This window comes from Streptomyces sp. NPDC014676, from assembly GCF_043084105.1.
In the GTDB taxonomy this organism is placed as follows: Bacteria; Actinomycetota; Actinomycetes; order Streptomycetales; family Streptomycetaceae; genus Streptomyces.
Window position 1 is genome coordinate 1 of record NZ_JBIBZI010000029.1, and the last position, 23,993, is coordinate 23,993.

At 72.2% G+C, this 23,993-nt stretch carries 23 protein-coding genes; 5 read left to right on the top strand and 18 right to left on the bottom strand.

What is annotated here, in order from left to right:
• Positions 1–286: 286 nt before the first annotated feature.
• A complete protein-coding gene (locus tag ACF1DX_RS37985) occupies positions 287–925 on the bottom strand; it encodes a transglycosylase family protein (RefSeq protein WP_391795707.1) in 639 nt (212 codons plus the stop codon).
• A gap of 539 nt (positions 926–1,464) precedes the next feature.
• Between ACF1DX_RS37985 and ACF1DX_RS37990 the strand changes: the two genes are divergently transcribed.
• A complete protein-coding gene (locus ACF1DX_RS37990) occupies positions 1,465–2,247 on the top strand; it encodes a hypothetical protein (protein ID WP_391795708.1) in 783 nt (260 codons plus the stop codon).
• Positions 2,248–2,335: 88 nt separating this feature from the next.
• Complete coding sequence (locus tag ACF1DX_RS37995) at positions 2,336–2,737, top strand: hypothetical protein (protein WP_391795709.1); 402 nt, start codon at positions 2,336–2,338, stop codon at positions 2,735–2,737.
• A gap of 60 nt (positions 2,738–2,797) precedes the next feature.
• Here ACF1DX_RS37995 and der read toward each other — a convergent pair whose 3' ends face one another.
• From der to aroH, 5 genes are all read right to left on the bottom strand, one after another.
• Positions 2,798–4,288: a ribosome biogenesis GTPase Der gene (gene der, locus ACF1DX_RS38000; protein WP_391795710.1), complete on the bottom strand. Its 1,491-nt coding sequence runs from the start codon at positions 4,286–4,288 to the stop codon at positions 2,798–2,800.
• Positions 4,289–4,366: 78 nt separating this feature from the next.
• On the bottom strand, positions 4,367–5,014 hold the full coding sequence (locus ACF1DX_RS38005) for a 1-acyl-sn-glycerol-3-phosphate acyltransferase (RefSeq protein WP_030866979.1): 648 nt from the start codon (positions 5,012–5,014) through the stop codon (positions 4,367–4,369).
• Positions 5,011–5,697: a (d)CMP kinase gene (gene cmk / locus ACF1DX_RS38010; protein ID WP_030866977.1), complete on the bottom strand. Its 687-nt coding sequence runs from the start codon at positions 5,695–5,697 to the stop codon at positions 5,011–5,013. Before cmk ends, ACF1DX_RS38005 begins: the two co-directional genes overlap by 4 nt.
• A gap of 183 nt (positions 5,698–5,880) precedes the next feature.
• Positions 5,881–6,966, bottom strand: a complete 1,086-nt coding sequence (locus ACF1DX_RS38015) for a prephenate dehydrogenase (protein WP_391795711.1) — start codon at positions 6,964–6,966, stop codon at positions 5,881–5,883.
• Positions 6,963–7,325 carry a chorismate mutase gene (gene aroH, locus ACF1DX_RS38020; protein ID WP_391795712.1) on the bottom strand — a complete coding sequence of 121 codons (363 nt, stop codon included), beginning with the start codon at positions 7,323–7,325 and terminating at the stop codon, positions 6,963–6,965. The genes ACF1DX_RS38015 and aroH overlap by 4 nt, the downstream gene beginning before the upstream one ends.
• Positions 7,326–7,518: 193 nt before the next feature.
• Between aroH and ACF1DX_RS38025 the strand changes: the two genes are divergently transcribed.
• Both ACF1DX_RS38025 and ACF1DX_RS38030 read left to right on the top strand, forming a co-directional pair.
• Complete coding sequence (locus ACF1DX_RS38025; protein WP_391795713.1) at positions 7,519–7,953, top strand: Rieske (2Fe-2S) protein; 435 nt, start codon at positions 7,519–7,521, stop codon at positions 7,951–7,953.
• A 22-nt stretch (positions 7,954–7,975) separates the two neighbouring features.
• Entirely contained in the window at positions 7,976–8,719 is a 744-nt protein-coding gene (locus ACF1DX_RS38030) for a DNA polymerase beta superfamily protein (protein WP_391795714.1), read from the top strand.
• Here the strand turns inward: ACF1DX_RS38030 and ACF1DX_RS38035 are convergent.
• The 12 genes from ACF1DX_RS38035 to ACF1DX_RS38090 form a co-directional block, all read right to left on the bottom strand.
• The gene (locus ACF1DX_RS38035) at positions 8,645–8,875 is read right to left on the bottom strand and encodes a hypothetical protein (protein WP_391795738.1); all 231 of its coding nucleotides are present in this window, start codon (positions 8,873–8,875) and stop codon (positions 8,645–8,647) included. The genes ACF1DX_RS38030 and ACF1DX_RS38035 overlap by 75 nt on opposite strands.
• Entirely contained in the window at positions 8,872–9,894 is a 1,023-nt protein-coding gene (locus tag ACF1DX_RS38040) for an ADP-ribosylglycohydrolase family protein (protein ID WP_391795715.1), read from the bottom strand. Before ACF1DX_RS38040 ends, ACF1DX_RS38035 begins: the two co-directional genes overlap by 4 nt.
• Positions 9,891–10,610, bottom strand: a complete 720-nt coding sequence (locus tag ACF1DX_RS38045) for an NUDIX domain-containing protein (protein ID WP_391795716.1) — start codon at positions 10,608–10,610, stop codon at positions 9,891–9,893. The genes ACF1DX_RS38040 and ACF1DX_RS38045 overlap by 4 nt, the downstream gene beginning before the upstream one ends.
• Positions 10,611–10,686: 76 nt before the next feature.
• Positions 10,687–11,811, bottom strand: coding sequence for a pseudouridine synthase (locus ACF1DX_RS38050; protein WP_391795717.1), 1,125 nt, complete (start codon positions 11,809–11,811; stop codon positions 10,687–10,689).
• On the bottom strand, positions 11,811–12,464 hold the full coding sequence (gene scpB / locus ACF1DX_RS38055; protein ID WP_391795718.1) for an SMC-Scp complex subunit ScpB: 654 nt from the start codon (positions 12,462–12,464) through the stop codon (positions 11,811–11,813). Before scpB ends, ACF1DX_RS38050 begins: the two co-directional genes overlap by 1 nt.
• Positions 12,461–13,573 (bottom strand): segregation/condensation protein A, encoded by a 1,113-nt coding sequence (locus tag ACF1DX_RS38060; protein WP_391795719.1) that lies wholly within the window; start codon positions 13,571–13,573, stop codon positions 12,461–12,463. The genes scpB and ACF1DX_RS38060 overlap by 4 nt, the downstream gene beginning before the upstream one ends.
• A gap of 18 nt (positions 13,574–13,591) precedes the next feature.
• Positions 13,592–14,137 (bottom strand): hypothetical protein, encoded by a 546-nt coding sequence (locus ACF1DX_RS38065; protein WP_391795734.1) that lies wholly within the window; start codon positions 14,135–14,137, stop codon positions 13,592–13,594.
• Positions 14,134–15,270: a ParA family protein gene (locus tag ACF1DX_RS38070; RefSeq protein ID WP_078914100.1), complete on the bottom strand. Its 1,137-nt coding sequence runs from the start codon at positions 15,268–15,270 to the stop codon at positions 14,134–14,136. The genes ACF1DX_RS38065 and ACF1DX_RS38070 overlap by 4 nt, the downstream gene beginning before the upstream one ends.
• A gap of 412 nt (positions 15,271–15,682) precedes the next feature.
• Positions 15,683–16,807, bottom strand: coding sequence for an alanine dehydrogenase (gene ald / locus ACF1DX_RS38075; RefSeq protein WP_391795720.1), 1,125 nt, complete (start codon positions 16,805–16,807; stop codon positions 15,683–15,685).
• A gap of 136 nt (positions 16,808–16,943) precedes the next feature.
• The gene (locus ACF1DX_RS38080) at positions 16,944–19,004 is read right to left on the bottom strand and encodes a tetratricopeptide repeat protein (RefSeq protein WP_391795721.1); all 2,061 of its coding nucleotides are present in this window, start codon (positions 19,002–19,004) and stop codon (positions 16,944–16,946) included.
• Between the two features lie 263 nt (positions 19,005–19,267).
• Complete coding sequence (locus ACF1DX_RS38085) at positions 19,268–19,894, bottom strand: NUDIX domain-containing protein (protein ID WP_391795722.1); 627 nt, start codon at positions 19,892–19,894, stop codon at positions 19,268–19,270.
• Positions 19,895–20,013: 119 nt separating this feature from the next.
• The gene (locus tag ACF1DX_RS38090; protein ID WP_391795723.1) at positions 20,014–21,681 is read right to left on the bottom strand and encodes a CTP synthase; all 1,668 of its coding nucleotides are present in this window, start codon (positions 21,679–21,681) and stop codon (positions 20,014–20,016) included.
• Between the two features lie 463 nt (positions 21,682–22,144).
• Between ACF1DX_RS38090 and ACF1DX_RS38095 the strand changes: the two genes are divergently transcribed.
• Positions 22,145–23,947 (top strand): glycoside hydrolase family 15 protein, encoded by a 1,803-nt coding sequence (locus tag ACF1DX_RS38095; RefSeq protein WP_391795724.1) that lies wholly within the window; start codon positions 22,145–22,147, stop codon positions 23,945–23,947.
• The last annotated feature ends 46 nt before the right edge of the window (positions 23,948–23,993 follow it).

Below are 23,993 nucleotides of genomic sequence, written 5' to 3' on the forward strand. Positions count from 1 at the left end.
GGTACCCGCCGCGCGGACGACGAGGGGAGCGGTTCTCCAGGCGGCGCACCCCGGATGCGCCGCCTGGAGAACCGCTCCCCTCAGTGTCCGGGGACGGGATTCGGCAGCGGCGTCCGGCCGGACGAACGGCCGGGGTCCCGTGCCCGGGACCCCGTCGGCGGATCCGGCGGCAGGACGCCGACGGGAGCTGACCTCCCGGCGGAACGGCCGCCGCCGGCATGCCACCGGGAGATCCGCTCCCGTCGTGGCCCAGGGCCCGCGTCCGGAGGGCGGGCCCGGCGACGACTCAGACGTCGAGGCGCTGTCCGGGCACGATCACGTCGGGGTCCCCGCCGATGACGGACTTGTTCGCCTCGTACAGGCGCTGCCAGGTCGTGCCGTACCGCGCGGCGATCCCGCTCAGTGTGTCGCCCGCGCGGACGGTGTGGTCGCCGCGGGCCGTGTTCCGGTCCGTGTGCCCGGAGGGTGTCGAAGTCCTGGCCGGCGCCGACGGCTTCGACTGCTTCGACGGGGCCCGCTGGGTGGTCACCGGGTCCGCGGCGGGTGCGCTCCCGGACGCCCCCGCGCGTGCCGAGCAGGTCGGCCAGGCGCCCCAGCCCTGGGCGCGCTGCACCTTCGTGGCGACCGCGATCTGCTGGGCCCTGGTGGCCCGGTCGGCCGTCGGCGCGTAGGCCGTGCCGCCGTAGGCGCGCCAGGTGGAGCCGGAGAACTGCAGTCCGCCGTAGTAGCCGTTGCCGGTGTTGATGTGCCAGTCGCCGCCGCTCTCGCACTGTGCGATGCGGTCCCACACCCCGCCGTCCGCCGCCGCGGCGGTCCCGGTCGCGGCGAGCAGTCCGAGGGGCGCGAGCAGGGCCGCGCCGGCCAGGACGGCCGTCGTACGGGTCGTGCGGAGGTGGTCGCGGGTGTTATCGGCACATTCGGACATGGAGGTCCTTCCCGAAGGACTCGGGGTCCCCCAGGCGGAGTGCCGCCCGCCGCGTCATGGGACGCGCGGGCCGCGCTCGCCCCGTCCGCCTTCGGGTCGTGCGGTGGTGCCCTGTGGTGCGGTCGGCGGACGTACCCGAGCGGTGCTCGCTGCACACGGCGGAGGAATCTAAGGAGCCTCCGGTGCCGGGATCAACCAACGTCCTGTTGTGCCAGGCCAGTTGCCGCTTACCTCCGGTAGCGGCGATTTTCGGCCACCCACTTCATTCCCTGATTTCGGGATTTGTCGACCAGCCGGCAAGGCGGCATGTGAGCCACCTCACCTTCTCAACGGCATTGCGGCGACAGGCAGTTGACGATGAGTGGCCGATTCCGCGCCGAACGTGACCGTGCGCGCCGGTTGGTTCGATTCCGTTCGCCCTGGGGCGTGACTACCGCCACAGATCGCCCGTTGTCTTCTTCATGAGCCGGGGACCCACCCGGACCACGGGCCGGGAGCCACCCGGCCTCGCCACGCACCGCATCCCGAGGGAGCCACCCGTGCCGCGCATGCTCGACGTCAGCGACGAGGTACGCGCCGAGATCGGCGACGAAGAAGCAGCCCGCCTGCTCGCCGGAGAGTCCGCCCCGGGCAGTTACGACTGCACCTCCTGCCGCACCCCGGGCGACCCGGAACAGGAGCGCACCAGCACCGTCCTGTTCATCGGCGACGAGACCGCCGTCCTCGCCTTCGCCCACGCCGGCTGCCTGCCCTCGCAGGTCGTCCAGGTCACCGAGGAGCAGCTCCAGGGGGCCGTGCGGGCCATCGGCGGCGACACCGGGGAACCGGCACCCGCGCAGGCCGCCCCCGAACAGGCCGTGCTCGGAGTGACCAGCGGACTGGTCCTGGTCTCCGGGGAGTTGCACCCGGCGCTGGTCGTGGAGCCGACCGCGCCGGTCGCGCGGCCCGGTTCGCCCGGGACCGGCGACGACTTCCTGCCGCTCCTCATCGAACAGGGATTCATGCCGCTGACCGAACTGTCGGCCGTGCCGCCGGCGTTGCACGGCTGGTCGGTCCTGCTCGCCGCGGGGCAGCTGCACGCCGTGCTCCAGCCGAACCCGGCCGGCGGCCGTCCGGTGGCCTGGTGGCAGGCGCACCAGCCGCTCCAGGTCACCGACGGCTGGCGGTCGGCCGCCAACAAGCACCAGCAGGTGCTGATGTTCGCGGCCCCGGTCGGTTCGATCGGTCGCCAGCCGCGCGAGGACCTGCTGCGCGACGCACTGGACAAGGCGGCGGCGAACGGCAAGCTCGTCGCCGCGGCGCTGCCGCTGGCGGGCCTCTGACCGGTCCGGCGGACACCGCGTCGCCGGACAACCGGCGAAAGCCGCAAAAATGCCGCATCCCTTACGGCACGGGGTCGTTTGGACATACGTGCACGCATACGACGTTCCCCGCCGCCAGTCCCTCGCCTCGGTCCCCGCACCCGTGCGCCCGGAGCGGGACTCCCGGAGCGGCCTCTCGGCCACGCCGATCTACGACGCCCTCTACACCGAGTACGTCAAGTCCTTCCGTTCGCTGCCGGGTGACCGCAGCGGCGAGGAGGAGCTGGGTTTCACCGCCTTCGGGAACATCCCGCGCGGTGCGGGCTCGTACGGCGGCCGCGGCCCGAGCACGTTCGGCGCCTCCCTCGTGAGCGGTGCCCACGGCGCGGGGGCGGGCGGCCGGCAGGGCACCGGGCCGCAGTGGCAGCGGGTCGGCACGGTCGGCAGGACCGCCTCCGGGATGCACCACGTGCCGGCCGGACTGCCGCCGGCCCCGCGCAGAGGCGCCTGATCCGGGCACGGTGAAGGGGCGGCCCCACCGGGACCGCCCCTTCGTCATGCCCGCCGTCGGCTACTTCTTCTTGCCGCGCTTCTCCCGCACCCGCACGGAGATATGGATCGGCGTCCCCTCGAAGCCGAACTCCTCCCGCAGCCGGCGCTCGATGAACCGCCGGTAACCCGCTTCGATGAAGCCGGAGGCGAACAGCACGAACCGCGGCGGCTTGGTGCCGGCCTGGGTGCCGAACAGGATGCGCGGCTGCTTGCCGCCCCGCACGGGGTGCGGGTGGGCGGCGACCAGCTCGCCGAGGAAGGCGTTCAGCCTGCCCGTCGGGACCCGCGTCTCCCAGCCCTCCAGGGCCGTCTCGATGGCCGGGACCAGCTTCTCCATGTGCCGGCCGGTGCGCGCCGAGACGTTCACCCGCGGCGCCCACACCACCTGGCCGAGCTCGGTCTCGATCTCCCGCTCCAGGTAGTAACGGCGCTCCTCGTCGAGGGTGTCCCACTTGTTGAAGGCGAGGACGATCGCGCGGCCCGCCTCCACGGCCATGGTGACGATCCGCTGGTCCTGCACCGAGATGGAGTCGGCGGCGTCGATGAGGACGACGGCCACCTCCGCCTTCTCGACGGCGGCGGCGGTGCGCAGCGAGGCGTAGTAGTCGGCGCCCTGCTGGAGGTGGACGCGCTTGCGGATGCCCGCCGTGTCGACGAACTTCCAGGTCTTGCCGCCGAGTTCGATCATCTCGTCGACCGGGTCACGGGTGGTTCCGGCGAGTTCGTTGACGACGACCCGCTCCTCGCCCGCGACCTTGTTCAGCAGCGAGGACTTGCCGACGTTGGGCCTGCCGATCAGGGCGACCCGGCGCGGACCGCCGACCGCGGTGCCGAAGGTCTGCGCCGGGGCCTCCGGCAGGGCCTCCAGGACCTGGTCCAGCATGTCGCCGGTGCCGCGGCCGTGCAGCGCGGAGACCGGGTGCGGCTCACCGAGGCCCAGCGACCACAGGTAGGACGCGTCGGCCTCGCCGCTCGGGCCGTCCACCTTGTTGGCGCACAGCACGACCGGCTTGCCGGCCTTGCGCAGCAGCCGGACGACGGCCTCATCGGTGTCGGTCGCGCCGACCTTGGCGTCCACGACGAAGACGACCGCGTCGGCGGCCTCGATCGCGTACTCGGCCTGGGCCGCCACGGAGGCGTCGATGCCGAGGACGTCCTGCTCCCAGCCGCCGGTGTCGACGACCTTGAAGCGGCGGCCGGCCCACTCGGCCTCGTAGGTGACGCGGTCACGGGTGACGCCCGGCTTGTCCTCGACGACCGCCTCACGGCGGCCGATGATGCGGTTCACCAGGGTCGACTTGCCCACGTTGGGACGGCCGACGACGGCGAGCACGGGCAGCGGACCGTGGCCCGCCGCCTCGATGGCGCCCTCGACGTCCTCGAGGTCGAAGCCCTCCTCCGCGGCGAGCTCCATGAACTCCGCGAACTCGGCATCGCCCAGCGCCCCGTGATCGTGCTCGTGCGCACCCTCGTACGCGTCCGAGCCGTCGGGCTGGATGTGGTCGTTCATGAAGTCCGTACCTCTGCGTTCATCGTGGTGATCGGTGGAACGCCCCGTACACGAGGCCGATCCACTACTCAGTGTCGCCTAGCGCCCGGTGAGGCGCCTGGCGTTTTCCAGGTGGGCGGTGAGCTGCTTCTGGATGCGTTCGGTCGCCTCGTCCAGCGCCTTGCGCGTCCGTCTGCCGCTGCCGTCGCCCGCGTCGAAGGGGTCGCCGAAGACGACGTCCACGCGGGAGCGCAGCGGCGGAAGTCCCTTTATCAACCGTCCGCGGCGCTCGGAACTTCCCAGGACGGCCACCGGCACGATCGGCGCTCCGCCGCGTACGGCGAAGTAGGCGAGCCCCGCGCGGAGCGAGGCGAAGTCGCCCTCGCCGCGCGTGCCCTCCGGGAAGATGCCGAGGACGCCGCCCTGCTCCAGTACGCCCAGCGCCCGGGAGATCGCCGTGCGGTCGGTGGTGTCGCGGTCCACCTTGAGCTGGCCGATGCCGGTCAGGAACGGGTCGAGCGGGCCGACGAACGCCTCCTTCTTGATCAGGAAGTGCGTCGGCCGGGGTGCCACGCCCATGACCATGGGGCCGTCGATGTTGTGGGAGTGGTTCACGGCGAAGATCAGCGGACCGGCCGTGGGCACCCGCCAGGCTCCCAGCACACGCGGCTTGAACAGCCCGTACATCAGGCCGACGCCGATGCGCCGGCCGACCTCGGCGCCGCGCTCCGATGGGACGTCGGTCACTTCCCGGCCCGCTTCTCCTCGACGAGGGTGACGACACACTCGATGACCTGCGCCAGCGTCAGCTCGGTGGTGTCCACCTCGACCGCGTCACCGGCCTTGGCCAGCGGGGAGGTCTTGCGGCCGGCGTCGGCCGCGTCCCGCTTGATCAGGGCCTCGCGGGTGGTGTTCAGGTCGGCGCCCTTGAGCTCGCCGCTGCGGCGGGCGGCACGGGCCTCCGCGCTGGCGGTGAGGAAGATCTTCAGGTCGGCGTCGGGCAGCACGGTGGTGCCGATGTCGCGGCCCTCGACGACGATGCCGGTGACGGCGGAGGCGGCGATGGACCGCTGCAGCTCGGTGATCCGGGTCCGCACCTCGGGGACCGCGGAGACCGCGGAGACCTTGGAGGTGACGTCCTGTCCGCGGATCGGGCCGGCCACGTCGACGCCGTCGACGGTGATCGTCGGGTCCTGGGGGTCCGTACCGGAGACGATCTCGGGCTTCCCTGCGACGGCGGCGATCGCGGACGGGTCGTCTATGTCGATGCCGTTGGTCACCATCCACCAGGTGATCGCCCGGTACTGGGCGCCCGTGTCCAGGTAGCTCAGGCCGAGCTGCGCCGCCACGGCCTTCGAGGTGCTCGACTTGCCCGTGCCGGAGGGGCCGTCGATGGCGACAATCACGGGCTGGGCGGCGCCGTTTTCCACGGAGGAACACCTTCCTGGTGCGGTGGAGTGGTGTGTGCGGGGCGCGGACACGCCCCGCACCAGATTACCGGCCCCCCGGAACCCTTCCGACAAGCGGACGATCCGGCCCTCCGGGAGACGGGCCGCCCCCGGGTCCTCCCCCGCCCCGGACCGTCACCGGCGTACCCGTCACCGGCGTGTCCGTCACTGGCGGACCGCCCAGCCCCGCTCCCGCAGTCCCGCGGTGAGGGCCGGGGCCGTCTTGGGCTCCACCATGAGCTGGACCAGGCCGGCCTGCTGTCCGGTGGCGTGCTCGATGCGGACGTCCTCGATGTTGGCGCCGGCGCGCTCGGCGTCCGCGAAGATGCGGGCGAGCTGGCCGGGCTGGTCGTCGATGAGCACCGTCACGGTCTCGTAGACGCGCGGCGCGGAGCCGTGCTTGCCGGGGACGCGGACCTGCCCCGCGTTGCCGCGGCGCAGCACGTCCTCGATGCCGGTGCTGCCCTCGCGGCGCTTGTCCTCGTCGGAGGACTGCAGCGCGCGCAGGGCGCGCACGGTCTCCTCCAGGTCGGCGGCGACGTCCGTGAGCAGGTCGGCGACCGGGCCGGGGTTCGCGGAGAGGATGTCGATCCACATCCGGGGGTCGGAGGCGGCGATCCGGGTCACGTCCCGGATGCCCTGCCCGCACAGCCGTACGGCGGCCTCCTCGGCGTGCTCCAGGCGCGCGGCGACCATGCTGGACACCAGGTGGGGCATGTGGGAGACGAGGGCCACGGCCCGGTCGTGGGCGTCGGCGTCCATCACGACGGGCACGGCCCTGCAGTGCGAGACCAGCTCCAGGGCGAGGTTCAGCACCTCGGTGTCGGTGTCCCGGGTCGGGGTGAGCACCCAGGGGCGCCCCTCGAAGAGGTCCCCGGTGGCGGCCAGCGGGCCGGACCGCTCACGGCCGGACATGGGGTGGGTGCCGATGTACGGGGCCAGGTCGAGCCCGCGCTCCTGGAGCTCGCGGCGCGGTCCGCCCTTGACGCTGGCGACGTCGATGTAGCCGCGCGCCGCGCCGCGTCGCATCGCGTCGGCGAGGACGTCGGCCACGTGGGCGGGCGGGGCTGCGACGATCGCCAGGTCGACCGGCCCGTCGGGGGCCTCGTCCGTACCGGCGCCGAGCGCGGCGGCCGTACGGGCCTGCTCCGGGTCGTGATCGGTGAGGTGGACGACGACGCCCCGCCGGTTCAGGGCGAGTGCGGCGGACGTGCCGATGAGTCCGGTGCCGATGACGAGTGCGGTTCTCACTGGGCGATGTCCTTGCGCAGGGCGGCCGCCGCGCCGAGGTAGACGTGCGCGACGTCCGCGCGGGGTTTGTCGCACTCGATGTGCGCGAGGACCCGGACGACGCGGGGCATGGCGCCCTCGATGTCCAGTTCCTGGGCGCAGATCAGGGGGACGTCGACGATGCCGAGCTTGCGGGCGGCGACGGCCGGGAAGTCGCTGTGCAGGTCGGGCGTGGCCGTGAACCAGAGGCTGATCAGGTCGTCGGTGTGCAGGCCGTTGCGCTCCAGGATCGCGGTGAGCAGCGCGCCGACCCGTTCCTCCATGTGACCGGCCTCGTCCCGCTCCAACTGGACGGCCCCCCGGACCGCGCGTACCGCCACGACGATGCTCCTTGCTGACGTGCCTGTCTGTCGTTCGGTCATCCAGCGTAGTCAGCCCGCGCGGGGGCGGCGCCGGGCGCCCGTCCGCTGAGACGGGCGGTGTGCGCTTTTCATGATGTTTTGTCGTGAGTTGCTTCTTGTTCGGCGGATTCGGTGTCAGGATGCGGGAACCGCGACCTCCGGGAGTGACGACATGACCCCTTGTGCAACACGCCGCACGGTTCTGCTCGCGACGGGTGCGGCGGCCCTGGCCGCGGGCTGCGGCTCGGACGGCGGCAACGGCGGAGACGGCAGGGACGGCGGCGGGGGCGGCGGGGGCGGTACCTCGCCGGAGACCGCCGGGCAGGGACTGATCTCGACCGCCGACGTCCCGGTGGGCGGGGGCACGGTCCTCCCGGACGAGAAGATCGTGGTCACCCAGCCGCAGGAGGGCGACTTCAAGGCCTTCTCGGCGATCTGCACCCACCAGAACTGTGTCGTGGCCGACGTCGCGGACGGCACCGTCAACTGCGCCTGCCACGGCAGCCGCTTCAGGATCACCGACGGCTCGGTGGAGCGGGGCCCCGCGACCCGGCCGCTGCCCGAGGAGCCGATCACGGTGGAGGGAAATTCGATCCGCCGGGCGTGATCCACCGCGTACGCTCCCGGGCATGCGCCCCGAGACCCTGGTCGGTGACCACACGATCTACGCCTGTGTCATGGGTTCGCGCGCCTTCGGCCTGGCCACCGAGGGCAGCGACACCGACCGCCGGGGTGTCTTCCTCGCGCCCACTCCCCTGTTCTGGCGCTTCGAGAAGCCGCCGACGCACATCGAGGGCCCGGCCGAGGAGCAGTTCAGCTGGGAGCTGGAACGCTTCTGCGAGCTGGCCCTGCGCGCCAACCCCAACATCCTGGAGTGCCTGCACTCCCCGCTGGTGGAGCACGCCGACACCACCGGCCGCGAGCTGCTGTCCCTGCGCGAGGCGTTCCTCTCCCGCAGGGTCCACGAGACGTTCACGCGGTACGCCCACGGCCAGCGCCGCAAGCTGGAGGCGGACGTCCGCGCGCACGGCGCCCCGCGCTGGAAGCACGCGATGCACCTGCTCCGCCTGCTGATCAGCGTCCGCGATCTGCTCCGTACGGGCACCCTCACGATCGACGTGGGCGAGGAGCGCGAGCCGCTGCTCGCGGTGAAGCGGGGCGAGGTGTCCTGGTCCGGGTTCGAGGCGCGGATGACCCGCCTGGCGCGGGAGGCCGAGCAGGCCGCCCACCGCAGCCCGCTCCCCGCGGAACCGGACCGCCGGCGCGTGGAGGACTTCCTCGTCCGTACCCGCCGCGCCTCAGCCCTCCGGGCGGGTCCGTACGACGAGGCCGCGCGGGGCGTCGTACGCGGTGGGCGAGTCGGGCAGGGCTGACGCGGCCCGCGCCTCGTCCGGTACGCCGTGCGGCCCCTCCACGTCGAGGCCGCGGGACGGGAAGCCGTGCAGGTGCGCGCCGGAGACGGTGGCGGACAGCACCGGGCCGGGCTGTTCGGCGATCACCGGGCTCGGGCCGGGACGGTCGTCGCTCAAGCGTCCCAGAGCGTTCCCAGCGCCAGCAGCTCGTCCCGGTACTCGATGCGGTCGGCCCAGTCCGCCGGCCAGGCGTCCGCGCCCAGGTACGCACCCGCGAAGGCGCCGGTGAGGCAGGCGATGGAGTCGGAGTCGCCCGCGGTGCAGGCGGCGCGGCGCAGGGCGGTGAGGGGTTCGTCGACGAAGAGGAGGAAGCAGAGCAGGCCGGTCGCCAGGGCCTCCTCGGCGATCCAGCCCTCGCCCGTGGCCAGGCAGGGGTCGGTCTCGGGCGAGACGGTGCGTACGGCGTCCTGGAGGCGTTCCAGGACTCCCAGGCACTCGTCCCAGCCGCGCGCGATGAAGTGCTCGGGGGTGGGGTCCTGGGCGCGGGTCCACAGGTCGCCGAGCCAGAACTCGTGGTAGCGGGTGCGGTTGTCGTAGGCGTAGGAACGCAGGCGTCCGATCAGACCGGTCGGCTCGGCGCCCTCCGCCAGCAGTCGTACGGCGTGCGCGGTGAGGTCGGAGGCGGCGAGCGCGGTGGGGTGGCCGTGGGTGAGGGCTGACTGCAGCTGGGCGGCGCCCGCGCGCTGTTCGTCGGTGAGGCCGGGGGCCAGGCCTATGGGGGCGACGCGCATGTTGGCGCCGCAGCCCTTGGAGCCGATCTGGCTGGCGTCCTGCCAGGCCCGGTCCTCACGGGACAGGAGGTGGCAGGCCTTGAGGCAGGTGTTGCCGGGGGCGCGGTTGTTCTCGGGCGAGCGCCACCACTCCACGAACTCCTCGCGCACCGGCCGCGCCAGCCGCTTCGGGGTGAGCGGTCCCCGGTCCATGGCCGTGCGCAGTCCCCTGCCGAGCGCGAGGGTCATCTGGGTGTCGTCGGTGACGATCGCCGGCCTGGGCAGGCCCATCCCCCGCCAGGGTCCGGACTTCGCGAGGATCGACGGCACGTCGTTGAACTCGGTCGGGAAGCCCAGCGCGTCCCCCAGGGCGAGTCCGGTGAGCGCTCCCGTGGCGGCGCGCTTGGTGACGGTGGTCGTGGTCATGCGGGGCGTCCTTCCGGAGTGGGCCGGAGCAGGGGCGGGTGGAGGGTGGCGGCAGTACCCGCGCTGTAGAGCGCGGCGGGTTTGCCCCGGCCGCCGGTGAGGCGCGCGGCGCCGGGGACGGCTTCGACGAAGCCGGGGGTGGCGAGCACCTTGCGCCGGAAGTTGGGCCGGTCCAGGGCGGTGCCCCACACGGTCTCGTAGACCTGTTGCAGCTCCCCGAGGGTGAACTCGGGCGGGCAGAAGGCGGTGGCGAGGCAGGTGTACTCGAGCTTGGCGCCGACGCGGTCCCGCGCGTCGGCCAGGATCCGGCCGTGGTCGAAGGCGAGTTCCCGCGCGGAGTCGTACGGCGTCCAGCGGGCCTGCGCCGCGTCGCTGCCGCCGTGCGCCTCGGGCGCGTCGGGCAGCAGTGCGGCGAACGCGACGGACACGACCCGCATGCGGGGGTCGCGGTCGGGTTCGCTGTAGGTCCGCAGCTGCTCCAGATGCAGCCCGGACACGTCCGTCAGCCCGGTCTCCTCGCCCAGTTCGCGCCGCGCGGCGCTCTCGGCGGACTCGTCCGGCCGGACGAAGCCGCCGGGCAGCGCCCACCGTCCGGCGTACGGCTCCTGGCCGCGCTCGACGAGCAGCACGTGCAGGGCGCCCGCGCGGAGGGTGAACACGGCGAGGTCGACGGTGACGGCGAAGGGCTCGAAGGCGTACTTGTCGTAGCCGTCCATGACCCGCACCCCCTTTAATAGTCGTAATGACTATTAAAGGGGGTGCGGGTCGGGTGCACAAGCCCTTGGAGGCTCTTTAGAGGTCGACCTCCTGCATCAGCATCCCGACCTCGGTGTTGGACAGCCGCCGCAGCCAGCCCGACTTCTGGTCGCCCAGGGTGATCGGCCCGAAGGCGGTGCGCACCAGCTTGTCGACCGGGAAGCCGGCCTCGGCGAGCATGCGGCGCACGATGTGCTTGCGGCCCTCGTGCAGGGTCACCTCGACGAGGTAGTTCTTGCCGGTCTGCTCCACGACCCGGAAGTGGTCCGCGCGGGCGTACCCGTCCTCGAGCTGGATGCCGTCCTTGAGCCTCTTGCCCAGGTCGCGCGGGATCGGGCCCACGATGGCCGCCAGGTACGTCTTCTTCACGCCGTACTTGGGGTGGGTCAGCCGGTGCGCCAGCTCGCCGTGGTTGGTGAGCAGGATGACGCCCTCGGTCTCGGTGTCGAGCCGGCCGACGTGGAAGAGGCGGGTCTCGCGGTTGGTGACGTAGTCACCGAGGCACTGCCGGCCCTCCGGGTCCTCCATGGTGGAGACGACACCGGCGGGCTTGTTCAGCGAGAAGAACTGGTACGACTGGGTCGCGACGGTCAGGCCGTCGACCTTGACCTCGTCCTTCTCCGGGTCGACCCGCTTGCCCTGCTCCAGGACGATCTCGCCGTTGACCTCGACGCGCGCCTGCTCGATCAGCTCCTCGCAGGAGCGCCGGGAGCCGTAGCCCGCGCGGGCGAGCACCTTCTGCAGCCGCTCGCCCTCCTGCTCGGCGCCGGGGAAGGTCTTGGGCAGCTTGACGTCCTTCTTGCCCGCGTACCGCTCGCGGTTGCGCTCCTCGGCCCGCGTCTCGTACTCACGGGACGTGGCCGGGACCGAGCGCCCCCGCTGCAGGGGCTTCTTCGGCCCGCCCTTGGCGCCTCCGCGGGCCGTGGGCCCACGGCCCGACTTGGGGCCCTCCTGGGTGGCGCCGGGGCCGACGTCGTAGCGCCGCTCCTCCGGACGCGGCTTCTTCGGACGGCCGCCCTGCTGGTTGTCGCGGTTGCCGCCGGAGCCGCGGTGGCCGCCGCGGCCACCCCCGCTCCCGCCGCTCCCGCCGCGGCCGCCGCTGTTGCCACCACGGCTCCCGCCGTTGTTTCCGCTGCTGTTCCTGCCGCTGCTGCTTCGCATCAAAGTTCCGTCTTGTCGTCTGCGTCCTCGGAATCCGGGGCGTCCGGATCGAACGACGGGACCCCTTCCAGCGTCTCGGCCTCGATCGCCTCCGCCTCGGGGAGGAAGGGCGCGAGCTCCGGGAGCTCGTCCAGACCGCGCAGGCCCATCCGCTCCAGGAAGTAGTTCGTCGTCGTGTACAGGATCGCACCTGTTTCGGGTTCCGTGCCCGCCTCCTCAATCAGACCGCGCTGCAGGAGGGTGCGCATCACGCCGTCGCAGTTGACCCCGCGCACGGCGGAGACGCGGCCGCGGCTGACCGGCTGCCGGTAGGCGACGACCGCGAGGGTCTCCAGGGCGGCCTGGGTGAGCCGGGCCTGTCGGCCGTCCAGGACGAAGCCCTCGACGGCGGCGGCGTACTCGGGGCGGGTGTAGAAGCGCCAGCCCCCCGCGACGAGGCGCAGCTCGAAGCCGCGGCCCTGGACGGTGTACTCGTCGGCGAGCGCGCGCAGCGCGTCCGCGACCTGGTGCCTGGGACGCTCCAGGACCTTCGCCAGGTGTTCCTCGGTCGCGGGCTCGTCCACGACCATGAGGACCGCCTCCAGGGCGGGCCTGAGGTCGAGCTCCGCGACGGTGCGCGGCCCGGCGGGGGTGTCGGTCGTCTCCTCGTTCACGGCTTCCTCTCCTCCTCGGGCTGCTCCGGCGGCCGGTCGAACTCGTCGGTGACCGTCGGCGCGGCGTCCCCGTCCCCGCCGGTCCAGCGCACGGTCAGCTCGCCGAGCGCGGCCTCCTGGTCGAGGGCGACGGCCTTCTCGCGGTACAGCTCCAGCAGGGCGAGGAAGCGGGCCACGACGGTCAGGGTGTCGTCCGTGTCCTCGACGAGGGCCCGGAAGCTCGCCTCGCCGAGTTCCCTCAGCCGGCCGACGACGATCCCGGCCTGCTCCTGCACGCTGACCAGCGGCGCGTGGATGTGGTCGACGTACACCTGCGGCTTGGGCCTGGGCTGCATCGCCTTGACCGCGAGCCGGGCGAAGCCCTCGGCGCCGATGCTGATGACGACCTCGGGCAGCAGCTCGGCGTGGTGCGGTTCGAGTCCGACGGTACGGGGATGGCGGCGGCCCTCGTCGTCGAGGCGCCGGCTGAAGATCTCGGCGATCTGTTTGTACGCGCGGTACTGCAGCAGCCTCGCGAACAGCAGGTCCCGGGCCTCCAGGAGGGCGAGGTCGGCCTCGTCCTCCACCTCGGCGGCGGGCAGCAGCCGGGCCGCCTTGAGGTCGAGCAGCGTGGCCGCCACGACCAGGAACTCGGTCGTCTCGTCCAGGTCCCAGTCGGGCCCCAGGGCCCGGATGTACGCCATGAACTCGTCGGTCACCCTGGACAGCGCGACCTCGGTGACGTCCAGCTTGTGCTTCGAGATCAACTGCAGCAGCAGGTCGAACGGCCCCTCGAAGTTCACCAGCCGGACCCTGAACCGCCCGTCCTCGGCGTCGCCCGCCTCCGAAGCCCCGTCTCCGGGCTCCGTCCCGGGCACGACGGTCCCGTCCTCCGCCACGACCACCGGCTCGGCCGGCGAGAAGTCCCGCGCGGGAGGTTCGGTGCCCGGTGTGTTCCCGGGTGTGCCGCGTGCCGGACCCGGTTCCCCGCGCCCGGCGGCCCCGCTCTCCGACGAGGGACCCGCGCCCTTCTCGGGCACCTCCCGCCCGGACGCCGCTCCCGGCCCTCGGCCCAGGGTGCGGCGGCGGGGCGGCCGGGCGCCGGGAGCGGGTGCGTCGTTCGAGGTCATGGCCTCCGCAGGCTACCGCTACCGGCCCCGCAGACGTCGTACGAGGATGCTGGCGTCGCCCCGGCTCTCCAGGTCTGCGAGGACCACGGCGACCGCCTCGCGGACGATGCGGCCCCGGTCCACCGCCAGCCCGTGCTCGCCGCGCAGCACCAGGCGCGCGTGTTCGAGGTCCATCAGCTCCTCGGCGGACACGTACACGGTGATCTTCTCGTCGTGCCGTTCACGGCCGCTGGGCCGCCGTGCCGCCGCCCGCCCCCGCTTGCCGCGCTGGGCCGCCCCGTCCTGCGCCGGCTGACGCCGTCCGGCGCCCGCCGCGTCGCGGCTGCGGGACTCCCCGGCCCCGTCCGGTTCCGCGTCCGCCGCGACGTGCTCCGCGCCCTCGCCGTCGCCGCCCTGCGCGGGCACCGACTGCGGCGCGTCCTCCACGGCGGCCGCCGCCGCGTCGCCCTCCCCCGCGGGTGCGGGGACGCGGGCGTCGCCGTTGGCCTGGCGCCGGGGGGTCGACGCCTGGAGCGCCATCCCCCCTGTCGTACGGAAGAGTTCGTCGGCCCCCGGCAGACTCACTCGGCGTGACACCGGGCGAGCACCTCCCTGGCGAGCTGGCGGTAGGCGGCGGCACCGACGGAGTTGGACGCGTACGTGGTGATCGGCTCACCGGCGACCGTGGTCTCCGGGAAGCGGACCGTGCGCCCGATGACCGTGTGGTAGACGTGGTCGTCGAACGCCTCGACCACCCGCGCGAGCACCTCACGGCTGTGCACCGTGCGCGAGTCGTACATCGTGGCGAGGATCCCGTCGAGCTCCAGGTCGGGGTTGAGCCGCTCCTGGACCTTCTCGATCGTCTCGGTCAGCAGCGCCACACCGCGCAGTGCGAAGAACTCGCACTCCAGCGGCACGATCACCTTGTGCGCGGCGGTCAGCGCGTTGACCGTGAGCAGGCCGAGCGAGGGCTGGCAGTCGATGACGATGTAGTCGTAGTCGTCCATCAGCGGCTTCAGCGCCCGCTGCAGCGTGGACTCGCGCGCGACCTCGCTCACCAGCTGGACCTCGGCCGCCGACAGGTCGATGTTGCTGGGCAGCAGGTCCATGTTGGGGACCGCGGTCTTCAGCAGCACCTCGTCGGCCGCCATGCCCCGCTCCATGAGCAGGTTGTAGACGGTGAGGTCGAGCTCCATCGGGTTGACGCCGAGACCGACCGACAGCGCGCCCTGCGGGTCGAAGTCGACGAGCAGCACCCGGCGTCCGTACTCCGCGAGCGCGGCGCCCAGGTTGATGGTCGACGTGGTCTTGCCGACGCCGCCCTTCTGGTTGCACATCGCGATGATCTTCGCGGGACCGTGGTCGGTCAGCGGACCCGGGATCGGGAAGTACGGCAGCGGGCGCCCGGTCGGGCCGACGCGCTCACGGCGCTGGCGCGCCGCGTCGGGCGCGAGCGTGGCCGCGTACTCGGGATCGGGCTCGTACTCGGCGTCGGGGTCGTAGAAGTGCCCCTCGGGCAGTTCGTCGTAGTCGGCGAAATGGTTGTGGGGCGCGCCACTTCCGTCGCCGGCCATGGCGTTCACGTGATGGCCATCCATGCTCTGGGGTGCTGGTTGAGTCACCACCGAAGTCCGGTGACTCCGGTGGGCTGCGAAGGTGCGCACAGCCACGGAGCCGACAGCAGCGGATCCCGCGGGCTCCTGGTCCGGCGCGGGCATTCCTGGGTGACCACCCCCGGGAGTAAATGTCGACTCATTCACAAGTCGTCTTACCTCCTTGGTGACCAGGAAACTTCTAGACAGGTCAGCGTGGCACCATGCCGACGATTGGCGACTCTATGGCGTGTCGGCCGTCCGCAGCAACACAATCCGCCGGACCCGGCCCGATGTGTCGGCAATGAAACATCCCTCTGTCAAGGGCGTACGACCGTCGCACGGCAGGTTTCACGGGTGTGCGAATCGGTAGAAGGGTTACGTTCGAGGCGAGTTGTCCCGGAAACAGGAAGTGACCATACACACATCCGGCCGGACCTTGTCGGGCAAGGTCCGGCCGGGTACGTGACGTTGACGGCGGAAGTTGACGTATCGCCTTTACCGGTCGACGACTTGGTCGACTTACCGCCCTGGCCGCTCAGCCGAGCAGGGAGGCGAGCTCCACGTGCTCCAGGCCGTGCGCCTCGGCGACCTCCTTGTAAACCACCTTGCCGTCGTGCGTGTTGAGCCCCTTGGCGAGCGCGGGGTCACGGCGCAGCGCCTCCACCCAGCCGCGGTCGGCGAGTTCGACGATGTACGGCAGCGTGGCGTTGGTGAGCGCGTAGGTGGAGGTGTTGGGCACCGCGCCGGGCATGTTGGCGACGCAGTAGAACACCGACTCGTGGACCTTGAAGGTCGGCTCGGCGTGCGTGGTCGGGTGGGAGTCCTCGAAGCAGCCGCCCTGGTCGATCGCGATGTCGACAAGGACACTTCCGGCCTTCATCCGCGAGACCAGTTCGTTGGTGACGAGCTTCGGGGCCTTGGCGCCGGGAACGAGCACCGCGCCGATCACGAGGTCGGCCTCCAGGCAGGCCTTCTCCAGCTCGAAGGCGTTGGAGACGACGGTCTGGATCTTCGTGCCGAAGACCTTGTCGGCCTCCTTGAGCTTGTTGATGTCCTTGTCGAGCAGGGTCACGTGGAAGCCCATGCCGATGGCGATCTGCGCGGCGTTCCAGCCGGACACACCGCCGCCGATGACGACGGCCTTGCCGGCCAGCACGCCGGGGACGCCGCCGGGGAGCACACCGCGGCCGCCGTGGGCGCGCATCAGGTGGTAGGCGCCGACCTGCGGGGCCAGCCGGCCCGCGACCTCGGACATCGGGGCGAGCAGCGGCAGCGCGCGGTTGGGCAGCTCGACGGTCTCGTAGGCGATGGCGGTGGTGCCGGACTCCAGGAGGGCGTCCGTGCACTCCTTGGACGCGGCCAGGTGCAGGTAGGTGAAGAGGGTCTGGTCCTTGCGCAGGCGGTGGTACTCCTCCGCGATGGGCTCCTTGACCTTCAGCAGCAGGTCGGCGGCGGCCCAGACCTCGTCGGCGGTGTCCAGGATCTGCCCCCCGGCGGCGATGTACTCGTCGTCCGGGATCGAGGAGCCGACGCCGGCGCCGCGCTCGATGACGACCTGGTGGCCGTGGCGCACCAGCTCGTGCACGCCGGCGGGGGTGATGGCCACCCGGAACTCGTTGTTCTTGACTTCGCGGGGGATGCCGACCTTCACGTGGATCACGGTCCTTGGCTCAGAGGGTATGGGGGTATTACTGCACATACCCGGGCACGCACGGGCACACCGGGAGAGACCGCAGAGGATGGCGCGGCAGAGCCAGTCTAATGAAGGTGTTCCCGCTGTCTAGCCTTTCATTGCTTCAATCTTCAGCGGATGGGCTACGGATTTCGTAGGCGTTAGCTCCGTGTTCCGGCTCGGAGTCGTCCTCCACGGCCTCCTCTGCCAGCATGCGCTCGGCCGTGCCCCGGTGCAGCGCGGCCGACGCGGGGTCGCCGAGGTGCCCGAAGGAGTCGGCCAGCCGCAGGTGCAGCGCGGCCTGCAGGCGGGTGTCCTCGGCCCGGCGCGCCCATTCCACGGCCTCCTGGCAGGTGCGCAGCGACTCCTCGAGCCGGCCGGCGTACTCCTGCACCCGGGCCAGTTCGCTCAGGGCCCGCGCCTGTGCGGCCACGTCCCCGTGCCTGCGGTGTCCGGCGACGGCCGCGCGCCAGTCGCGCAGCGCCTCGCCGTAGCGGCCGGCGTAGGTGTGGGCGGCGCCGATGCGGCCGTAGAGCCGGGCGGCGTCCTCGCCCTCGCCGCGGGCCAGCCGCTCGGCCAGGGCGCGGCCGAACCAGTCGGCGGCCCGGTCGTAGTCCCCGAGTTCCAGATGGGCGCCGCCCACGGATTCCATCGCGCGGCCGGTCGCGTACGGGTCGTTCGCCTCGCGTCCGGCGTCCAGCGCGGCCCGGTAGCGCCCCAGGGCGTCGGCGGTACGGCCGGTACGGGCGTCGAGGTCGCCGAGGTTCAGCAGGGCCGCCGCCCGCTCGCGGGGCAGGTCGCGGCGCTCGGCGACGTCGAGGACCAGGCCGTGGATGTCGTACAGGTCGCTCGCGGCGGCCTGGGTGCCGAAGTGCGCCACCATGGCCCGCACGAGCTGGGCCATCAGGCGCCGGGCGAGGGTGTCCAGCTCCCCGTCGGCGACCGCGAGCCGCGCGGAGGCCAGCAGGGCGGGGCGGCGCGCGCGCAGCCAGTCGGCGGCGGCCCGCGGGCCGGGGAAACGCAGGGCGCTCGGCATGCCGAGGAGCCTCTCGCGCGCCCGGGGACTGTCGGTCTCGGTGATGGCCCGGCACGACTGGAGCAGCCGTACGGTCCGCTCCAGCATCCGGGCGCGGGCCAGCCGCAGCTCGGCGGGCCGCTCGTGGTCCTCGGCGAGGGCGCTCAGCAGGGGCTGCAGACAGCCGGGCACCTCGTACTGCGGCAGCGGCGAACCGTCCACCGGGTGCAGCAGCCCGTGGGCGGCGAAGTCGTCCAGGGTGGCGCGGGCGGACTCCACCGGGCAGCCGGCGAGGGCGGCGGCGGTGTGCGGGTCGACCAGACCGGCCGGGGCGAGGCTGAGCAGCCGCAGGGTGTGGGCGGCCGGCGCGGGCAGTGCGGCGTGCACGAGCCGCAGGACACGGCTGACGACGGTGTCCTGGCCGGGGTCCGTGTGCAGTTGCCTGGCGAGGTCGGCGACGGCGGCCTGGGGCCGGGCGGCCAGCCAGCCGCCGGCCAGCACCAGGGCGGCCGGCTGGCCCTGGCACTGCTCGGCGAGCCGTTCGGCGGCCCGGGGGTCGACCGTGATGCGCACCGCCCCGGTGAACCGGGACAGCACCTCCACCGCGGATTTGGTGTCGAGGCCGCCGAGGGTGCAGGGACGGACGTCCGCGATGCCGGTCAGCGGCCCCGAGGAGACGGCGACGGCCAGGCAGTCCGGGTTGTCCGGCAGCAGTGCGTCGACCTGCTCGGCGTCGGCCGCGTCGTCCAGCAGGAGCAGTACCCGGCGGTCGGCCAGCGCGGTGCGCAGCGCCTCGCTGAGCTCGTCCCCGGTGGCTCCGGCCGGGGCGGGCGCCGCCAGCGCGTCGAGCAGTTCCCGCGCGGCGCGCTCGACGGGCACACGCGTGCCGTCGGGTTCGCTCAGCCGGGCGCGCAGCACGCCGTCGGGGTAGCGGTCGGCGACCTGGCGCACGAGTTCCCCGGCGAGGGCGCTCCGGCCCGAGCCGGGCCGGCCGGCGATGAGCAGGACGCGTGCGCGGGGCGCCTTGCGGCCGGAGAGGGTGTCCAGTCCCGCGCGCTCGATGTCGGCGCGCAACTCCTTCAACTCCCTGGTACGGCCCAGGAATCGACCCTCGTCGGCGACGTCCCGAAGGAGCCGTACACCGTCCGGGTCCACCGCCTGATCCGTCACGGGCCTCACTCCCGTCCCACCGCGCGCGCAAGCCCGCCGGGGCTCCGGACCGGGCGTTTTCCAGAGCCTAGTTCACGCTTCGCGACGTTCCGTGAGGAGCACTGCGGCGGGGCGGGACTCCCCCCGATCGGATCAACCGATCGTAAGACCGTCGGCCCGGCGGCACCGGCTGCATCAGCCTCTCCGGGGGAGCTCGAGGAGCGGAGCCCCGGGTCCGGGACGGGAAGGGATTGCGGGGGCGGTCAAGGGCACTCCCGCCGGCGTCAGGCCTCGAACGGCCGCGCCGGCCACGGCGCCTGAGCCGGACGCAGCGCGTCCAGGCCGTCGCCGGCCCGCGCGGCGACCAGCGAGAGGACGCCCACCACCAGGCAGTTGTTGTGCAGCTCGCCGGCGAGCACGCCGCGCACCAGTTCCTCGGCCGGGACCCGGGCCAGCTCCATGTCGGCCTCCTCGTCCTCGACCACGAACCGCTCGCCCTCGGCCTCGGACAGCCCCCGCGCGAGGAAGATCCGTACGGCCTCGTCGCAGCCGCCGGGCGTGGTGTAGACGTCGGTCAGCACCCGCCAGTCCTCCGCCTTGACGTGCGCCTCCTCGTACAGCTCGCGCTGGGCGGCGCGCAGCGGGTTCTCGCCGGGCACGTCGAGCAGGCCGGCCGGGATCTCCCACAGCCTGTGGCGCACGGGGTGGCGGTACTGGCGCAGCACCAGGACCCGGTCGGCGTCGTCGAGGGCGAGGACGGCCACGGACCCGGGGTGGACCTGGTAGTCGCGGTGGACCACGCTTCCGTCGGGCATGACCACGTCGTCGGTGCGGACGGAGGTCTTGTTGCCCGTGAACGGGGTCTCGCTCCCGCGGACCTCCCACTCCTCCGGGGTGTCCTTGATCGTCATGGCTGTCCTTCCCGACGTACGGCGGCCGTGCGCGTGCCGTGCGTGAACATGTGCGAAAAAGTGGCCGGGGCGCGCACCTTCTGAGGGTTCGCGCCCCGGCAACCGTACAACCGGGTGTGTTACTTCGAGATCTTCCGCTCGACCGCGGCCTTCACCAGACCCGCGAAGAGCGGGTGCGGACGGGTCGGACGCGAGCGCAGCTCCGGGTGCGCCTGGGTCGCGACCAGGTACGGGTGGACCTCGCGCGGGTACTCGACGTACTCGACGAGCTTGCCGTCCGGGGAGGTGCCGGAGAAGACGATGCCCGCCTTCTTCTCCAGCTCCGCGCGGTAGGCGTTGTTCACCTCGTAGCGGTGCCGGTGGCGCTCCTCCACGTACTCCTTGCCGTCGTACACCTCGCGCACGATGGAGCCCTCGGCCAGCTTCGCCGGGTACATGCCGAGCCGCATGGTGCCGCCCATGTCGCCCTCGCCGGCGACGATGTCCATCTGCTCGGCCATGGTGGAGATCACCGGGTGGGCGGTGCCCGGGTCGAACTCGGTGGAGTTGGCGTCGGAGACGTCCGCGAGACTGCGCGCGGCCTCGATCACGATGCACTGCAGGCCCAGGCACAGGCCCAGCAGCGGGATGCGGTTCTCGCGGGCGTACTTGATCGCGCCGACCTTGCCGAGCACACCGCGGTCGCCGAAACCGCCGGGGATGCAGATGGCGTCGACGTCACCGAGCTGCGCCTGGGCGCCGGCCGGGGTCTTGCAGTCGTCGGAGGTGACCCACTTGATCTTCACGCGGGCCTTGTTGGCGAAGCCGCCCGCGCGCAGCGCCTCGGTGACCGAGAGGTAGGCGTCGGGCAGGTCGATGTACTTGCCGACCAGGGCCATGACGATCTCGTGCTCGGGGTTGTGGACGCGGTCCAGCAGGTCGTCCCAGGTCGTCCAGTCCACGTCCCGGAACGGCAGGTCGAGCTTGCGCACGACATAGGCGTCCAGGCCCTCGGCGTGCACGACCTTCGGGATGTCGTAGATCGAACGGGCGTCGGGGCAGGCCACCACGGCGGCCTCGTCCACGTCGCACATCAGCGAGATCTTCCGCTTGATCGCGGTGGGCACCTCGCGGTCGCAGCGCAGCACGATCGCGTCCGGCTGGATGCCGATGTTGCGCAGCGCGGCGACCGAGTGCTGGGTCGGCTTCGTCTTCAGCTCGCCCGAGGGGCCGATGTACGGCAGGAGCGAGATGTGCACCACGAACACGTTGTCCCGGCCGACCTCGTGCCGGACCTGGCGGACGGTCTCCAGGAACGGCAGCGACTCGATGTCGCCGACCGTGCCGCCGACCTCCGTGATCACCACGTCGACCTCGTCGGTCGCCATGCGGCGGATGCGGTGCTTGATCTCGTTGGTGATGTGCGGGATGACCTGCACGGTGTCGCCCAGGTACTCGCCGCGCCGCTCCTTGGCGATCACCGTCGAGTAGACCTGGCCGGTGGTGACGTTGGCCGAGCCGTCCAGGTCGCGGTCGAGGAACCGCTCGTAGTGGCCGATGTCCAGGTCGGTCTCGGCGCCGTCGTTGGTGACGAACACCTCACCGTGCTGGAAGGGGTTCATCGTCCCCGGGTCGACGTTGAGGTACGGGTCGAGCTTCTGCATCACGACGCGCAGACCCCGGGCCTTGAGCAGCATGCCCAGGCTGGAGGCGGTGAGCCCCTTGCCGAGCGAGGAGGCGACACCCCCGGTGACGAAGATGTGCTTGGTCGTCGAGGCTGTGCTGTTTCGAAAAACAGTGGGCGGCATGGCCAAGAGGGGGCTCCCGTGGTCGCGGCTTGTGGGTGCGGTTCCGGGGCTTTCTCGCCCACCGGTCCACGGGCTACCAGCGTATCAGCGCCGCGGAGTGATGGCGCCCGGCCACGCTCCGCGCACGCGCCGCCACGGGCGAGCACCGCACACGGGACCCTCACCCGTTGGTCACTCGTTCGGCGGAGCCCGGTTGTCCGGAGCGGCACACAGATCATCTACGTGCGTCGTATCCTGCTCGGACATTCGCTGCCGAGCCCCGGCCGGTCGAACGGCACCACCCCCGCCCGTGACCTCCGGAACAACGTGAGCTCGTCAGTTCGTTGAGCAGAGATCGGCATTTTGCATGCAAGGCTGGGCGACTGCTTTGCTTCACAGCTCAACGACGCAATTCAAAACCCCTTGACCGCACCAAGCGACAACCCCCTTGCGGGGTGACGTGGCCGTTCGACTGGAGTTGCACGTGGCCGGGCGCATCGAAGACTACGCACTCATCGGAGACATGCAGACCGCCGCGCTGGTCTGCCGGGACGGCACGGTGGACTGGCTGTGCCTGCCCCGTTTCGACTCCCACGCCATCTTCGCCGGTCTGCTGGGCACCGAGGAGCACGGCTTCTGGCGGCTGGGGCCCGCGCACGCCGACGACGCCGAGCCGCCCGCGGCGACCCGGCGCGGCTACCGCGGCGACTCGCTGATCCTGGAGTCCGAGTGGGACACCCCGCGCGGCACGGTCCGGGTGACGGACTTCATGCCCCCGCGCGACGGCGCCCCGCAGCTCATCCGGATCGTGGAGGGCGTCTCGGGCCGGGTCCCCATGCGCTCGGCACTGCGGATGCGGTTCTCCTACGGCAGGATCGTCCCGTGGGTGCACCGGCACGAGGGACGCACGGTCGCCGTCGCGGGCCCGGACTCCGTGTGGTTCGACACCTCCGTGCAGCCCTACGGCGAGTCGCTGACCACGTACGCGGACTTCACGGTCTCGCCGGGCGAGCGGATCGCGTTCACCATCTCCTGGGAGCCCTCGCACAAGCAGCCGCCGCCGCTGCCGGAGCCGGAGCAGTCGCTGGAGGCGACCGAGGAGTTCTGGCGCGAGTGGGTGGAGCACTGTACGTACCACGGCCCCTACCGCGAGGCCGTGATCCGCTCCCTGATCACGCTCAAGGCCCTGACGTACGCTCCGACCGGCGGCATCGTGGCCGCGCCCACCACCTCCCTGCCGGAGGACATCGGCGGCGTCCGCAACTGGGACTACCGCTACACCTGGCTGCGGGACGCGGCGATCACCCTGTCGTCGCTGCTGCGCACCGGCTACCGCGAGGAGGCCCGCGCCTGGCGCGAGTGGCTGCTCCGCGCGGTGGCGGGCGACCCGGAGAACCTGCAGATCATGTACGGCATCGCCGGTGAGCGCGAGCTCGGCGAGGCGGAGCTGGACTGGCTGCCCGGCTACGAGAACTCGGCCCCGGTCCGGGTGGGCAACGGTGCCGCGCACCAGCTCCAGCTCGATGTGTACGGCGAGGTCACCGAGGCCCTGCACCTGGCCCACATGACGGGTCTGGCCCGCAACGACTACGCCTCGCTGCTCCAGCTCAAGCTGATCCGCTACCTGGAGAAGCACTGGCAGGAGCCGGACGAGGGCATCTGGGAGGTGCGCGGTCCGCGCCGCCACTTCGTGCACTCCAAGGTGATGGCCTGGGTCGCCGTCGACCGCACCATCAAGCTGATCGAGTCCGGCGACGCCGACGGCCCGCTGGAGGAGTGGAAGCGGCTGCGCGACGACATCCACCGGGACGTGTGCGAGAAGGGCTACGACAAGGAGCGCAACACCTTCACGCAGTCCTACGGCTCGAAGGTGCTGGACGCCTCCCTGCTGCTGATCCCGCAGGTGGGCTTCCTGCCGCCGGACGACAAGCGCGTGATCGGCACCGTCGAGGCGATCCAGCGCGAACTGTCCACCTCCGACGGCTTCATCCTGCGCTACCCGACGGAGGGCGAGGACGAGGGCGTCGACGGCCTGCCGGGCGACGAGGGCGCGTTCCTCGCCTGCTCGTTCTGGATGGCGGACGACCTGGCGATGATCGGCCGGGTGGACGAGGCGCGGAAGCTCTTCGAGAAACTGCTCTCCCTGCGCAACGACCTCGGCCTGCTGGCGGAGGAGTGGGACCCTCGCCTGCAGCGCCAGGTCGGCAACTTCCCGCAGGCCTTCAGTCACGTCCCCCTCATCGACACGGCCCTGCGGCTGACGGCCTCGGGGGCGTACGGGGGCTGAGGCCCGCGCGTCCCGGAACACCCGGCGGCGGTGCCTCCCGCCGGCC